Annotated in this window: 14 protein-coding genes; 5 read left to right on the top strand and 9 right to left on the bottom strand. The window is 38.1% G+C overall.

Annotation, left to right across the window (positions count from 1 at the left end):
- Positions 1-37: 37 nt before the first annotated feature.
- Together RYX56_RS11720 and RYX56_RS11715 are read right to left on the bottom strand one after the other, a co-directional pair.
- Complete coding sequence (locus tag RYX56_RS11720; protein WP_317122234.1) at positions 38-1,165, bottom strand: D-alanyl-D-alanine carboxypeptidase family protein; 1,128 nt, start codon at positions 1,163-1,165, stop codon at positions 38-40.
- 107 nt (positions 1,166-1,272) lie between these two features.
- Positions 1,273-2,079 carry a CAP domain-containing protein gene (locus RYX56_RS11715; RefSeq protein WP_317122233.1) on the bottom strand — a complete coding sequence of 269 codons (807 nt, stop codon included), beginning with the start codon at positions 2,077-2,079 and terminating at the stop codon, positions 1,273-1,275.
- 355 nt (positions 2,080-2,434) lie between these two features.
- Here RYX56_RS11715 and RYX56_RS11710 point away from each other — a divergent pair, with 355 nt between their 5' ends.
- The 3 genes from RYX56_RS11710 to RYX56_RS11700 all read left to right on the top strand — a co-directional run bounded on the left by RYX56_RS11710 (position 2,435) and on the right by RYX56_RS11700 (position 6,510).
- Positions 2,435-3,025, top strand: coding sequence for a cell wall hydrolase (locus RYX56_RS11710; protein WP_317122232.1), 591 nt, complete (start codon positions 2,435-2,437; stop codon positions 3,023-3,025).
- Positions 3,026-3,243: 218 nt separating this feature from the next.
- A complete protein-coding gene (locus tag RYX56_RS11705; RefSeq protein ID WP_317122231.1) occupies positions 3,244-3,891 on the top strand; it encodes a hypothetical protein in 648 nt (215 codons plus the stop codon).
- 93 nt (positions 3,892-3,984) lie between these two features.
- A complete protein-coding gene (locus RYX56_RS11700) occupies positions 3,985-6,510 on the top strand; it encodes a CBS domain-containing protein (protein ID WP_317122230.1) in 2,526 nt (841 codons plus the stop codon).
- Between the two features lie 23 nt (positions 6,511-6,533).
- Here the strand turns inward: RYX56_RS11700 and RYX56_RS11695 are convergent, their stop codons facing one another.
- Positions 6,534-7,817 carry an acetyl-CoA hydrolase/transferase family protein gene (locus tag RYX56_RS11695; protein ID WP_317122229.1) on the bottom strand — a complete coding sequence of 428 codons (1,284 nt, stop codon included), beginning with the start codon at positions 7,815-7,817 and terminating at the stop codon, positions 6,534-6,536.
- Between the two features lie 398 nt (positions 7,818-8,215).
- Between RYX56_RS11695 and RYX56_RS11690 the strand changes: the two genes are divergently transcribed.
- Positions 8,216-9,259: an LCP family protein gene (locus RYX56_RS11690; protein ID WP_317122228.1), complete on the top strand. Its 1,044-nt coding sequence runs from the start codon at positions 8,216-8,218 to the stop codon at positions 9,257-9,259.
- 42 nt (positions 9,260-9,301) lie between these two features.
- Here RYX56_RS11690 and fabF read toward each other — a convergent pair whose 3' ends face one another.
- A complete protein-coding gene (gene fabF / locus RYX56_RS11685; protein WP_317122227.1) occupies positions 9,302-10,537 on the bottom strand; it encodes a beta-ketoacyl-ACP synthase II in 1,236 nt (411 codons plus the stop codon).
- A gap of 42 nt (positions 10,538-10,579) precedes the next feature.
- Complete coding sequence (locus RYX56_RS11680) at positions 10,580-11,515, bottom strand: beta-ketoacyl-ACP synthase III (RefSeq protein ID WP_317122387.1); 936 nt, start codon at positions 11,513-11,515, stop codon at positions 10,580-10,582.
- A gap of 208 nt (positions 11,516-11,723) precedes the next feature.
- Here RYX56_RS11680 and RYX56_RS11675 point away from each other — a divergent pair, with 208 nt between their 5' ends.
- Positions 11,724-12,011: a hypothetical protein gene (locus tag RYX56_RS11675; protein ID WP_317122226.1), complete on the top strand. Its 288-nt coding sequence runs from the start codon at positions 11,724-11,726 to the stop codon at positions 12,009-12,011.
- A gap of 23 nt (positions 12,012-12,034) precedes the next feature.
- Here the strand turns inward: RYX56_RS11675 and RYX56_RS11670 are convergent, their stop codons facing one another.
- The 4 genes from RYX56_RS11670 to RYX56_RS11655 form a co-directional block, all read right to left on the bottom strand.
- The gene (locus tag RYX56_RS11670) at positions 12,035-12,322 is read right to left on the bottom strand and encodes a penicillin-binding protein (RefSeq protein ID WP_317122225.1); all 288 of its coding nucleotides are present in this window, start codon (positions 12,320-12,322) and stop codon (positions 12,035-12,037) included.
- 66 nt (positions 12,323-12,388) lie between these two features.
- Positions 12,389-12,721 carry a hypothetical protein gene (locus RYX56_RS11665; protein WP_317122224.1) on the bottom strand — a complete coding sequence of 111 codons (333 nt, stop codon included), beginning with the start codon at positions 12,719-12,721 and terminating at the stop codon, positions 12,389-12,391.
- Positions 12,722-12,793: 72 nt separating this feature from the next.
- Entirely contained in the window at positions 12,794-12,988 is a 195-nt protein-coding gene (locus tag RYX56_RS11660; protein WP_317122223.1) for a ComZ family protein, read from the bottom strand.
- 73 nt (positions 12,989-13,061) lie between these two features.
- Positions 13,062-14,024 (bottom strand): BMP family ABC transporter substrate-binding protein, encoded by a 963-nt coding sequence (locus RYX56_RS11655; protein ID WP_317122222.1) that lies wholly within the window; start codon positions 14,022-14,024, stop codon positions 13,062-13,064.
- Positions 14,025-14,093: the final 69 nt, after the last annotated feature.

Genomic DNA, 14,093 nt, shown 5'->3' with positions numbered 1-14,093 from the left:
AGCCGAGCGTTGAATTCCCTTCAGCGCTCGACTTTAATTAATTTGACACCTTATTTACAAACAGAGGAAAAAATTGAAGCAGCCACTGAATAAATCCTTGCTCAGTTGGTTGTTCAACGAGTGGTACGACTTTTGTTTCATTCTGATGTGGTTCTAATTGAACTTCTTTGATTAACCTATCACCCTCGCCTCTTACTTTTAGCATGCCTTTACTTGTTACATCATACTCTATTCTTTCCTCCTGTTTAGTAACAAAATAAACATCGCTCAACAGCTCATATTTCTGCCCAGTCTCATCCTTGAATTGCTTTTCTTCACTAAGCGTATGGGTTTTGTACGTATCGAATCCATAATCAAATAACATCTTCATGTCATGATAGGATGCCTGGGATGTGGGTGCATTTAAAGTGACAGCAATTAATTCAGTATCGTCACGTTCAACCGCTGTAGAAAGTGTAAAGCCAGAGCGTTGAACAAATCCATTTTTCACTCCTGTTACACCCTCATACTCCCATAACATTCGATTATGGTTGTAAATCGTTGTCTCCCAGCCCTCTCCAATCCACTCCATCTCTTTTGTTTGTACAATTTCTCTAAACGTATCATTCTCCATTGCATATTGTGTGATTAAAGCGAGATCATGCGCTGTTGTGTAATGCTCTTCATCAAAAAGACCATGAGGGTTGGTAAAGTTAGAATTAGTGACACCAATTTCTTCTCTTACGAATCGATTCATCCTTTTAGCAAAAGCTTCCTCGCTGCCATCTATATGTTCAGCAATGGCTAGACCTGCGTCATTTCCAGAGTTAATCATAAGTCCCTGAATAAGCTTCAACATACTCACTTCTTCACCCGGTAACAAATAGACCCGTGTCCCTATCACATCCATTACATCTTCACTTGCGGTAACCACATCATGTAGATTCCCTTCTTCAATGGCTACAATTGCTGTAATCATTTTAGTTACACTTGCAGGGTACATCTTTTTCTCACTATCTTTTTCCCAAAGAATTTCATTAGTAGTTCCATCTATCAAAATCGCTGTTTCACTTTCTATATCTACCTTCGTAGATGCATTCGTTTTTTGGTGAAAAGACATCATAAAGAAGATAATAGTAAAAAAGAACAAGATGTTTGTACCATTTATGTTGCTTAGCTTGCTCACTTATTTTTCCTCCTTTTATCCATGAAAGCCTACCCTCCAGTTTCCCTTTAAAAAAAGAACTTGGCCACATGACCAAGTTCTTACTAGCAGACTATCTAATGGCTACATTACCCTTTAAATAATTGAACGAACATCTTACCATAAGGACCACCATCAACAATTCCGATTCCTACTTCAGTGTAGTTACCGCCTAGAATATTTGCACGGTGACCGTCAGAATTCATAAGTGCTTGATGAGCAGCCTCTACAGTTTGGTTTCCAGCAAGGTTCTCACCAGCTGTATTGTACTGGACACCAAATTGATTCAGCATGTCAAACGGAGAACCGTAAGTTGGAGATTGGTGTGCGAAATAATTGTTATCAATCATGTCTTGAGCTTTAACACGTGCAACTTCTGTTAATTCTAGATCTGCTTTCAAAGGAGCTAAACCTTGTTTTTGACGTTCTTCATTTACTAGGTCTACCATTTGTTGCTCTTCAGCAGTTAAACCTTCAGCTTTTTGCTCTGCATTTTGCTCAGGTTGCTGCGATGGTGCAGGTTGTGGTGCAGGCTGAGCCGGTTGTGCTTCCGGTTGCTCTTCTTGTGTTGGAGCTTCTTCTTTAGGTTCTTCTGTTTGTGGTTGTTCAGCTGCTGGTTCTTCAACCTTTTGTTCTGGAGCTGGTTGTTCAGCTTTGATTTCTTTTTCCAATTCTGGAAGTGTTACATTCCATTGATTTAACAAGTCTTCAAGATTACTAGATTGTTTCACTTGATCTAATAATTTTTGAATAGACTCTTGATCTGCACCATTAAGTGCAATCACGTGCTTTTGAGTGTATACATTTTTATTTGGCTGTTCAGCTGCACTAGCCGATCCAGCAAAACCTGCTGCAACTGTTGCAGCTGCGATTGTTGTTACAAGAAATTTCTTCATGAAAATGCCTCCTTGAAGGTAGTTGTTTTTTTGGTACATCAAAATCCTAGCATAGAATCTATCACGATCCTATGGTAAATCATGCATATAATTGTATAATCAAACTTCTTCACACTTCCCAAGAACCCTTATATTATAAGGAAAAAAAGCTCTTCATATGGATATGTATTATTCTTTTATTCATATTTTTATAGATTTACACAAGGTTCGTTACAGAAATGTAAAAAAGCGAGTTGAGGCTGATACCTAAAAGGTTTCACTCCTTTTTCAAGCAGATTGGAAAAGATTTCAGGGAGTAATGTTCAATTTTTTTTGCTAGTTTAGTAAATAGCTTAGAAAACAGGAGGTTTTTTCAATGAAGAAGTTTTTCATTACTGCTTGTGCAGGAATCGCTCTTTCCCTTACTGGCACTCACTTAGCACAAGCTGCATCTCACAGTCACACTGTACAAACTGGAGATACACTCTATCAATTAGGACAAGATTATAGCGTTTCTACTGAAGCGATTAAACAATTAAATAACAAACAGTCAGCTTCTATCTCAGAAGGAGAGACTTTGCAAATACCTGCAGCCGTTTCAAGCGAAGAACGTGAACTATTAGCTCGTTTAGTTCATGCTGAAGCACAGGGTGAACCCTATGCAGGAAAAGTAGCGGTGGCAACTGTGGTTCTAAATCGTGTTGATCATACCGACTTCCCTAATTCAATTAAAGAAGTTATTAACGAAATAGGACCTTCAGGTCATTATGCTTTCTCACCTGTTCAAAATGGTATGATTGACCAAGCTGCCGATCAAGAAGCTCAAGATGCTGTCCAAGAAGCGATTGCTTACCAAGGCAATAGTCAAGGCTCGATCTATTTTTATAATCCTGAAATCGCAACAAACCATTGGATCGGCACGCAAACAGAAACAATTCGGATTGGAAAACATGTCTTTGCTAAATAAACAATCAATAAGAAGCCAACACTAACTCAAAGTGTTGGCTTCTATTTACATATCCTTAAAGCAACTTTACATTTCTTCCATTAACATAGGCTTAAGTTGCATGACTTTAAACTTATTTCTATCATACGTAGTTTTTTTGGATTAGAACGATGCAGAGAGGGAATAAGAGGCATAACCTAGAATATACATAATAAGAAACAGATAAGGTGGTGTTTCGCATGAGCCGATTATCTAAAGTGAGTTCACTTCGAGCAAATCGAATTCATACAAGCTTTGTCAATAAAATGTCTAATTCAAGTGGAGTCAACCCTATTACTCCAGTAGAAAAAATAGAACCAACTAAGAATCCAACAAAACACTCAACTGAAAACCACCTTAGTAGTTTTGATTATTACTATGAAAAACAACTAAGATCCCAAACCTCCTCATTGATTCAAAAACAACCTAAATCCATTGAGGATGAACCTGAAAATGAACCACAAGTAAACGAAGTAAAAGAACTCTTTATTAAATTCATTAAAAGCTATAATCAGCTTATTCTCACTTTAAAACATTCAGATCAACTTACATGTGATCAATATACTGCGCGTCTTCATCAAGTTTATGATGAATTTGCAGAAAGTTTAGAATTAAATGGTATAGTTGAAAACGAAGATTATTTATTAACTTTCAATGAGCATAGATTTAATCAGCTAAAGGATTCGAATGATTGTTTAAAATCAGAAGTTATATCTGATTTTATGAAGCAGATTTTAGAACAATATCAATTCATTTTGCGGGATAAAGAAGCTGCCCGTTCACACAGTAATCCGTATGACAAAGTTCCGATTTATGAAAAAGGGCTATTGATTGAAGAGAGGCTATAAGTGCCTCTCTTTTTTTGTGTGTAATCGCTCGCTCTATGTCTCTAATCGAAAAAGTTTGATACAATAAGGAAAAACTAGGGAGTGAGCATGGACATGAAGGTTATTCTTTCACATCAAAATATTGATTTTGATGGCATTGCATCGATGATAGCCGCTAAAAAGCTATACCCTGATGCCATTCTAGCGATTTCAGATAAGCTCGACCGCAGTGTAACACCATATATGGCTATTTATCGAGACCTTTTTCAGTTTTCTTCCTATCAAGATGTTCATTGGGATACTGTTACTACGTTAATCTTAGTCGATGTGGCTTCAATTAGTCGTACAGGGATACCTACTGATGAGCTTATTGACGACGTTCCTATTAAAATTTATGATCACCACCCTCCTTTCACCTATCAAACCAACCATCAAATTGAAGAAGTAGGTGCAACTGTTACTCTATTAATAGAGCATCTTATTAATAAGAACCTTTCACTAACAAAAGATGAGGTTAATTTATTTGGATTAGGCTTGTATTCAGATACAGGAAATTTCACGTTTCATTCCACGACTTCAAGGGATTTTGAAGCTGCTGCATTTTTAATGAAAAACGGCTTAGATATTGAAATAGTCAATCGCTTTGTAACACCTGTATTAACTGAAGGGGAGCAACAATTATTTAACACCTTATTTAAATCTCAAACCACTCATTATCTAGATGGACTACATATTATTATTGCTTCCTACGAGCAAGATCGTTTTCAAAATGGCTTATCAAGTTTAACTGAAAAATTACTTGATACATCTTCGGCAGCAGATGGCATCATTGTCATCGTGAAAATGGGTAAACATGTACATATCGTATGTCGTGCTAGTTCCTCACGTATAAACTTTCAAAACTTCATCAAAAATTTAGGAGGCGGTGGGCATACACAAGCAGCCTCTGCTATGTTAAAAAATGCCACACTTGAGGAATCGGTAGCAACCGTGCGAAAGCAGTTAGCTACTATTATCGAAAAGGCTGTATTAGCGGAAGATATTATGAGTTCACCAGTGAAAACGATCCGTGAAGATGAGAAAATCTCTGATGCCAAAGAAGCGATGATTCGTTTTGGACATACAGGATTTCCGGTATTAAATGAGGATAGCCAACTCGTTGGAATCATTTCTAGACGAGATGTAGACAAAGCTATGCACCATCGCTATGGACATGCTCCCATCAAAGGCTATATGACACGAGATATTATCACTCTTCCACATACAGCAACAATGGAAGAAATCCAACGGGACATGATGACTCACAACATTGGTCGTATCCCTATTATGGGAGATGATAAAGTAGTAGGAATTGTTTCAAGATCAAACATCATTAGTCACTTACAGAAGAATAACCTTAAAGACTCCAAGTCAGACTTGATTGAAAAACTGAAAGGCACTCTTGACAGCGAACAATATCAATTGCTTTCATTGATTGGAAAAGAAGCAGATCGTTTTGGAGTTAAAGCATATTTAGTTGGGGGATTTGTAAGAGATTTATTTTTGGAGCGTCCAAATGAAGATGTTGATGTCGTCATTGAAGGAGATGGTATTGGATTTGCTCAAACTCTTGCAGCTACATATGGAGGAGAAGTCAATCCTCATGAAACTTTCGGTACCGCAACTTGGACTACTGAGAATCATTTAAAAATTGACATCGTCACCTGTCGAACGGAGTATTATGAGGAATCAGCTGCACTTCCTACTGTGAAAGCTTCAAATATTCATGAAGATTTAACAAGGCGAGACTTTACGATCAATGCAATGGCTCTATCCATATCAGAACATTCTTTTGGAGAACTGTTAGATGATTACCAAGGACTTAAAGATCTTAAAGCCAAAAAAATTAGAATCCTACATCCTATGAGTTTTGTTGAAGATCCGACTCGAATATTTCGTGCTGTTCGTTTTGCTACTAGGTTTGGTTACAATCTGGATAAGGAGACAGCAAGGTTAGCAAAAGAAGCCGCCACTCCCCTTGGTCAGTTAAGCCAAACAAGATTACTCCATGAATTATTCTTAATTCATGAGGAAGCAGCAGACCTGACTCCATATAAAATGTTAGAAGATCTAAATGTATGGAATACACTCTTTGGTCACCAACCAAGGAAATCCTCTTGGAAGCATGTAGAAAACCTTCTGACCAAACCTAATGTAGATGTTTTCGAAGTCATTTTAGCTCTTTGTCTTCCTTTATCAAGTTGGGAAACGCTCATCACTTCATTCATAACCACTGCTAAATCAAAATCATATGTAGAAGGTCTTAAAAGCTTTCGAGCCTTACAATTAGACTCCACTAATCGTTTAAATGACTGGCACGAACTCTTACACGGTATAAAAGATGATGTGTTAGAATTTATTAGCTTAGATCCGCTCTACCCACATCAAGCAACGCTTCAGCTTTATTTAAAGAAGCGCCGTGAGCTTACTCCTTTATTAACAGGCCATGACCTCATTGAGCTTGGTTTAAAGCCAGGACCTTCGTTTCGGGAGCTTCTATTGTCGCTTGAGAGTAAACAAATCGAAGAGAGTCTCTTAACAAAAAATGAAGCTGTCGAATGGGTTTTAAAAGAAGTAAATAAAATAGAAGCTAGCCATTAATGCTACGGCTAGCTTCTATTTTTTTATAAATAACCCATCTCTTTGGCTTGTGTTATTAATTCATCTCTAAAGTTAGGATGTGCAATATTGATGAGCGCTTGTGCACGCTCACGTATTGTTTTTCCACGTAATCTGGCAACCCCATATTCAGTGACAATATAATCAACATCATTTTTTGAAGTTGAGACGACTGAACCTTTTGCAAGAGTTGGGACTATTTTTGATATCGTCCCACCTTTAGTCGTTGAATGGAGGCAAATAATACCTTTCCCTCCGTTAGCCATTCGAGCACCTATACCAAAATCTCCTTGACCACCCGTCGAAGAATAATACCTTCCGCTAATGGATTCAGAATTACATTGCCCTAGAAAATCAACTTCAATCGTGGCATTAATTGTAACGAGTTGAGGAATCGTTGAAATTAAACGGCTGTCATTTGTCTCGTCCACTGGATACATTTGCACCTGTTTGTTTTGGTCCATAAAGTCATATAATCTTTTTGTGCCAAAAGCAAAAGTCGCTGTCATACTTCCTTTATGTAGTGGATTAGACATATTAGAAACTGCTCCACTTTCAAATAAATCCACTACTTTATCTGGAATCATTTCTGTAAAAATGGTGAGATCTCGATGATCTTTTAGGAAATTCATGATCGCATTTGGAATCGCTCCAAATCCGATTTGCAAAGTGTCTCCATTTTGAATAAGATCAGCTACGGTTTTCCCGATGATTTCATCTTCAGGACGAAGAGGAATTTCAGGTGTCGCTGGCAACTCAACGTGATGTTCATATAAGGCATCTACTTGCGATATATGAATACGATTTAGACCATACGTCCTCGGCATATTTTCATTCACTTCTAAAATAATACGTTTTGCCTCCTTTAATAAGGGCGCAACATAATCACAATTTGTTCCTAAGCTAAAATAGCCTTCTTCATCCATTGGCGATACTGTAGCCATAATGACTTGGTCATTTGTCGCCTCTTTCAAAATTTCTGGTAGGTCTGAAAAATGATTAGGTAAAAGATCTACTTCATGATCGTAAAACGCTCTTCGTTCATCTTTATTTAAGAACATCGAAATAATTTTAACTTTAGATGGGTCTAACGATAAGACTGGATGAAGAGACAACATTTGAAACAGTCGATTCCCTTCCAATCCATCATGGTCAGCCAAAGCCTTCATCAATGCTGGTGGCTCGCCTACCGCTAACGGTACAATGATATCTTCACGTGGTTCAATAACTGATACCGCTTCCAAGGAAGTTGCAGTTTGTTTTTGATTATATAGGTCTTGCACATTCATGACTAATCCTCCTACATCCTATCGAGAAAGAATTCCCCAATATTTCATCTTATGTTTTGAATCCCCTCAAGCAATAATAATACTACGTTCTACACTTGTAACCAAGACAATCATCTTTCTTTTTTATCTCCAGATTAAAGTAATACTTTTCAGCATTGTCTAACTTTTCTATCATTATTTAGTCTCATTCATTATTATTTACGAATCCAAAGAAACCACACACGAAAATAATCCCAATCTGTAAAGTAAATATAACTAGGATTAATGACGGTTTTCCACAAATTTCGATAAATTTCCACAGCGATACAAATACAATCTGATATAATGAAGGGCATGAAAACAATCAGAGAATAGAGAATGATTTAATTGCTCTTTATTGTTAGATAGGAGGACTTTTGGTGGACACACGAACGAAACGATCAGTGCGACGTAAACGCAGACCTCGAAAGCGAAAGAAATTATTTGTCTCTTTCCTTTTACTTTTCTCTTTCCTATTTCTTTCGACCGCTGCATTCGCTGTACTTCAATATGAAATGGGTAAAAGTAATGCAAATCAAAATTTATCTGAAAACACAAATACAACTACGGAAAATAGGGAAGAACAAGAATTCCAATCCAAAGAACCTGAAAATAATGAACCAATTAATGTACTCTTAATCGGCGTGGATACTGCTGATGATGAACCAGCAAGAACAGATACAATTATGGTTGCTCAATATGACCCTAAAAATGGTGATGCTAAATTAGCTTCTATCATGCGTGATACGTATGTAGAAATTCCAGGTTATCGTGATAATAAAATTAATGCTTCCTTCTTTCTAGGCGGACCTGATTTGTTGCGTGAAACCATAGAACATAATTTCGGTTTAGACCTGCACTATTATGCGATGGTGAATTTTGATGGATTTGTGGAAGTAGTTGATACAGTTGCCCCAAGTGGCATAGAAGTTGATGTTAAAGATCCAATGTATTACTCTTCAGGGAGTACAGAGATAAATTTCAAACCAGGCCTTCAAAAACTTGATGGTAAGGAAGCATTAAATTACGTGAGGTTTAGAAGCGATGCTAATAATGATTTTGGGCGTGTTCAACGTCAACAAGAAATGATCTCTCATATCAAAGATGAAGTATTATCGGTTTCCGGTATCACTCGCGTTCCTCGTCTGATCGGTTCAATTGAACCGTATTTAGATACGAATATCAAAACAACTAGATTACTTAGTCTTGGTCGTGATTTTTTGTTGAACCCAGTAGATGATATCGATACATTACGTATTCCTGTTCAAGATGGATATTATGATGAATACTACAGTCATGCGGGATCCGTTTTAGAGCTTGATTTCGAAAAGAATCGTGAAGCAATAAATTCATTTTTCTCTAACACTTCAGAAGGATTTGCAAATGACTCACAAACAGAAGATGAAGACGGGAAAAACTTGTAAAAAAAGCTCATTGCCTATAGCGGCAATGAGCTTTTCACTTCTCTAATATTGTTTAAATACTAGAGTAGCGTTATGTCCACCAAACCCTAGTGAGTTATTTAATACAGCTCGAACTTGTTGGTGTCTCGCTTCATTCGGTACATAATCTAAATCACATTCAGGATCAGGGGTTTCATAATTTGTCGTTGGAGGGATAACCCCTTCTTTAATGGCTTTGACAGAAAAGATTGATTCTATCGCTCCTGCAGCACCAAGTAAGTGACCCGTCATAGATTTTGTAGAACTAATAGCAAGCTTAGTTGCATGCTCACCAAAAACGGTCTTTACAGCCATTGTTTCAAACTTATCATTGTAAGGGGTGCTTGTTCCATGTGCATTCATGTAATCAATATCTTCAGGAGTTAATCCTGCATCCTCGATGGCTTGTTTCATCGCACGAGCTCCGCCTTCTCCTTCAGGTGCAGGAGCAGTCACATGGTGAGCATCACCAGTTGCACCGTAACCAACGATTTCAGCATAGATCGTAGCACCACGCTTTTCAGCTGATTCAAGACTCTCAAGAATTAAAATCCCAGCTCCTTCACCCATTACAAAACCATCACGATTTGCGTCAAATGGACGTGAAGCATTTTCAGGATTATCAGTTGTCGTCACAGCTTTAGCAGCACAGAAACCTGCTACTGACATATTCGTAATTGGAGCCTCTGCCCCACCTGTGATCATAACATCGGCATCACCGCGCTGAATAACTTTAAAGGCATCACCAATTGAATTCGTTCCTGAGGCACAAGCTGTAACCGAGCATGAGTTAATGCCTTTTGCTCCTGTGATAATCGATACTTGCCCTGAAGCCATATCAGGAATTAACATCGGCACAAAGAATGGACTAACTCGTCTGTGTCCTTTTTCAATAAACGTACGGAATTGCTGTTCAAAAGTCTCCATTCCACCTATCCCAGATCCAATCCATACACCTACACGATTTGCAATATCCTCAGTCACTTCAAGATTAGCATCTTTTAAAGCCATAAGAGAGGCAGCAACTGCAAATTGAGTGAAGCGATCCATCTTTCTAGCTTCTTTTTTATCCACAAATTCACTAGGATCAAAATCCTTTACTTCTGCTGCTACTTTCATCGGAAATTCCTCAGCGTTCACACGAGTTAATAAACCAATGCCGGACTCTCCTTGAATCGCTCTTTCCCAAGTTGTTTCTGCACTTAATCCAAGTGGTGTTACTGCACCAATACCTGTAACTACGACACGTCTTTTTTCCACAACGATTCTCTCCTTTTCTTTAACTAATTCTATTTTATACTATTAACGTCCCCAACGTAGGGCAACCGATCCCCATACTAATCCTGCACCAAAACCTACAAGGACTAGAATATCTCCATCTTTAATTTTACCACTGTTCAACTCATCTACCATAGCCATCGGGATAGAAGCTGAGGAAGTGTTACCGTATTTATGTACGGTCTTTGACATCTTTTCTATAGGAAGCTCTAAACGTTCACGAGCAGCTTCCATAATACGGATATTTGCTTGGTGAGGAACGAGGAAATCAACATCTTCCTTCGTTAAGCCAGCTTTTTGTAGGACTGAAAGAGAAGATTCTCCCATTTGTCTTACGGCAAATTTAAACACTTCACGGCCATTCATTTCTAAGAAATCACCTTTTTTATTGATATGCATTGCACCAGCACCATCAGCTCCAAGTTCAAAAGCTAGAAGCCCTTTACCTTCTGAAACCGGTCCTAAAACAGCGGCCCCTGCACCATCTCCAAAAAGGACAGCCGTATTACGATCAGAGAAATTCGTTACTTTAGATAGTTTCTCAACCCCGATAACGAGCACATGCTTATATGCTCCTGTTTCAATAAATTGCTGCCCCGTTGCCAATCCATAAATAAAACCAGCACACGCAGCACTTATATCCATAGCAGCTGCTTTTTTAGCACCAAGACGCTCTTGGATTAAAGAAGAGACTGTTGGGAATGCCATATCTGGTGTCACTGTAGCGACTAAAATTAAGTCGATCTCCTCTGCTGAAACTCCTGCATGCTCTAAAGCTTTTTGTGCCGACTCAAAAGCCATATCTGAAGTATCAATATCATCTGTAGCGAAGCGACGCTCTTCAATTCCTGTACGAGTTTTAATCCACTCATCAGAAGTATCAAGTTTCTTTTCAAAATCTGCATTTGTCACTAGTTGATTTCCAATATAGCTCCCCATACCATAAATCCCAGCTCTCACCATGCATTGAATCCCCCTTTATTTAAAAATTCAATTATTTACGAGTTATTATTAGTACCTACTACTAATTTTATCTTATCAATATATATCTGTCTAGATGTAATTGTTCCGTCCCACTTTAAAACGGGCGATTATTTGAACACAAAAAAGGGGTTTGGCCCATACACTAATAAAGAGTCAACTTGGTTTTGTAGTAAGGAGGATCAATATGAGCGACAAAAATCGTGAAGAACCACAAACAGATCTTTTTTCCCAACTCATGTTTGGAGCACCCCCTAAGCCCGCTCCAAAAAAAGAGGAGATAAAGGCACCACCTACTCAATTAGAACAAATTTTAACACTTGTTCAAACAGTTGCACCAACATTAGAAAAACTTGCTCCATTCATGGGGGTCATCACTACGTTTTTCACTCAACAACAAAAACAAACAGATACGTCAGCCCCACCCTCAAAAAATATCGAAAATGATGAACAAAAAGAAAGCGACAACGCATAACGGTTGTCGCTTTCTTTTTGTTTTTAACGATAGTAGTATACAGGTCCAAAATTCGAACCGAAATTTGGACCATAATTAGGTCCGTAGCTAGGTCCATAACTCGGGCCGAAACCAGGACCATAATTCGGGCCAAAATTAGGTCCATAATTCGGGCTATAATAAACGGGTGGTCGACCATAATTATTAAACAACAAGCCACCAATCGCTAATCCGCCCAAAAACGGGATAAAAGGGAAATAGCGCTGATCATGATGATGCCCATGACCTGAACGGGCCATTTGTTGATATGGCTGGTAAGGCTGATAGTTCATCCATCCCAACTCCTTCACATAGATTCTCTACATCCTATGGAAGGTAGTCTCTTTTTGAGCGTGTCCTCACTCCGATTGTCCTGAAGCATTCCCGAGCTGTTCCATAAGCTCAGTAAAAAAACCGTCTAATTGTTCTTTTAATCTCTCTTCTTCTTCTGTTTTGGCTTTCATAGTCTTAACTGCTTCATACGTTTCTAAAAAGCCTTTAAAATCACCCGTGCGAATTTGAGCTAGACTATAATGAACATACAAACGAATATGCTCTCCACCACTTTTTTTCATCAACTCTACAAATGGCTTCAGCGTTTCAATAGCCTCCTCATTTCTCTTTTCAGAAACGAGTTTAAATCCTTCCTTCATTTTATCAGCAAATGCTTGTAGCTTTTCTTCTTTTGTCAATAGTCTCTCTCCTTTTCATAGAAAGAGGCTCAAACCTTAGTCATTCAGGCGAGCCTCTTCATTTATTTAGATTTATGATTTATTTTCCATACTCTCTTCTTTTCCAAGTTCATATGCTTCAGACATAACGTTTAACAGTAGTTCAAGCATCGGTTGAAGATCGTCCATATTTAGCTCGATCCCTTTATCATCTAAGATTTTTTTTCCTTCTGGTAAATGCTTCATTGCGATTTGCATAAATTTCATATTTTGTTCTTGATTATTCATTATTCCACCTCTTCATTCTTAGACTCACCTTTAAATTTACTATGAGTAGATAAGGAAAGCAAGGAGGACGCGTTTACTCTTCATTTGGAAGGGTACCGTTTCGGATATATGCATCTATAGCCTCTTCAATATCTTCTTTGAGATCAGTCGGGACTTGAGGGCTAAAACTTCCTAAAGAGATCACGCCATCTGAAAAATCAAATGTATGATTTCCGGGCTGCAGGGCACCTGCCTTAAATTGTTGAGCTACCAGTTCATACAGTTGATCAACATGCTGGACTGTACTCGTTAAAACCGTTGCTTCTCCTAGATCAGATTGATCCCCTACATATCCAATAGCATAAAGCCCTTCATGCTTTACTTGCTCAATGACCTCCACATGAAATCCATCCCCTGCTGGGTAATAAACATCAATTCCTTCTTGCTTTAATTGATCAAAGTAATCTAAAGCCTTCTCTACATCGGTCCAATCTTCTACATATTTAATTGTGACGTCAACATTTGGGTCCATATGTATAGCACCATTTTTGAAACCTTCTAACTCAGGTTGCCATGGAAATGCAGCTATAGCCGCGATATGATTTGATTGCGTACTAGCTGCCCCAACCATACCAGCAAAAAAACCCATCGCATAACTATCAAACTCTAGGTTCGTCACATTGTCGCCATTCACCTCACCATTAAAACTAACAAAGTGAATACTTGGATAGTCCTCACTTATCTCCGAAAAATACTCAGCAAAAATATGTCCGTGACCAAAGATCAAATTAATATCTTGATCAATAAAAGCGTTGGTTGCTGAAATAACATCGTATCTTGAATTTACTTCTTCTCTAAAGTCTACATGCACATCCAAAGAAGAGTGAATGTTTAATAGACCTTGATACCCTTTGCTGTTCCACCCTTGATCATCAATTGTATCTTCAATTAATAATCCCACACCGTCTAAAGTTGGTTCGCTTGCTTCACTTGAACAACCCATAACAAACATAAATAATGGTAATAATATTAAAATAAGCAATCGTTGAATATGCATGTTGGCACTCTCCTGATAAATCCCCACTATAAAATAGTATAAAACATTCAGAGATTTTTTTCTGCTTCG

The organism is Alkalihalophilus lindianensis (assembly GCF_032843265.1).
Lineage (GTDB): Bacteria > Bacillota > Bacilli > Bacillales > Bacillaceae_D > Alkalihalophilus > Alkalihalophilus lindianensis.
This window is presented reverse-complemented; position numbering and strand designations above follow the sequence as displayed.

Bases quoted from the DNA above. Each gene is read 5' to 3' on its own strand.
- RYX56_RS11655 (WP_317122222.1), bottom strand. From the start codon at position 14,024: ATGCATATTCAACGATTGCTTATTTTAATATTATTACCATTATTTATG.
- RYX56_RS11670 (WP_317122225.1), bottom strand. From the start codon at position 12,322: ATGAACTATCAGCCTTACCAGCCATATCAACAAATGGCCCGTTCAGGT.
- RYX56_RS11700 (WP_317122230.1), top strand. From the start codon at position 3,985: ATGAAGGTTATTCTTTCACATCAAAATATTGATTTTGATGGCATTGCA.
- RYX56_RS11705 (WP_317122231.1), top strand. From the start codon at position 3,244: ATGAGCCGATTATCTAAAGTGAGTTCACTTCGAGCAAATCGAATTCAT.
- RYX56_RS11715 (WP_317122233.1), bottom strand. From the start codon at position 2,079: ATGAAGAAATTTCTTGTAACAACAATCGCAGCTGCAACAGTTGCAGCA.
- RYX56_RS11660 (WP_317122223.1), bottom strand. From the start codon at position 12,988: ATGAATAATCAAGAACAAAATATGAAATTTATGCAAATCGCAATGAAG.
- RYX56_RS11710 (WP_317122232.1), top strand. From the start codon at position 2,435: ATGAAGAAGTTTTTCATTACTGCTTGTGCAGGAATCGCTCTTTCCCTT.
- RYX56_RS11675 (WP_317122226.1), top strand. From the start codon at position 11,724: ATGAGCGACAAAAATCGTGAAGAACCACAAACAGATCTTTTTTCCCAA.
- RYX56_RS11695 (WP_317122229.1), bottom strand. From the start codon at position 7,817: ATGAATGTGCAAGACCTATATAATCAAAAACAAACTGCAACTTCCTTG.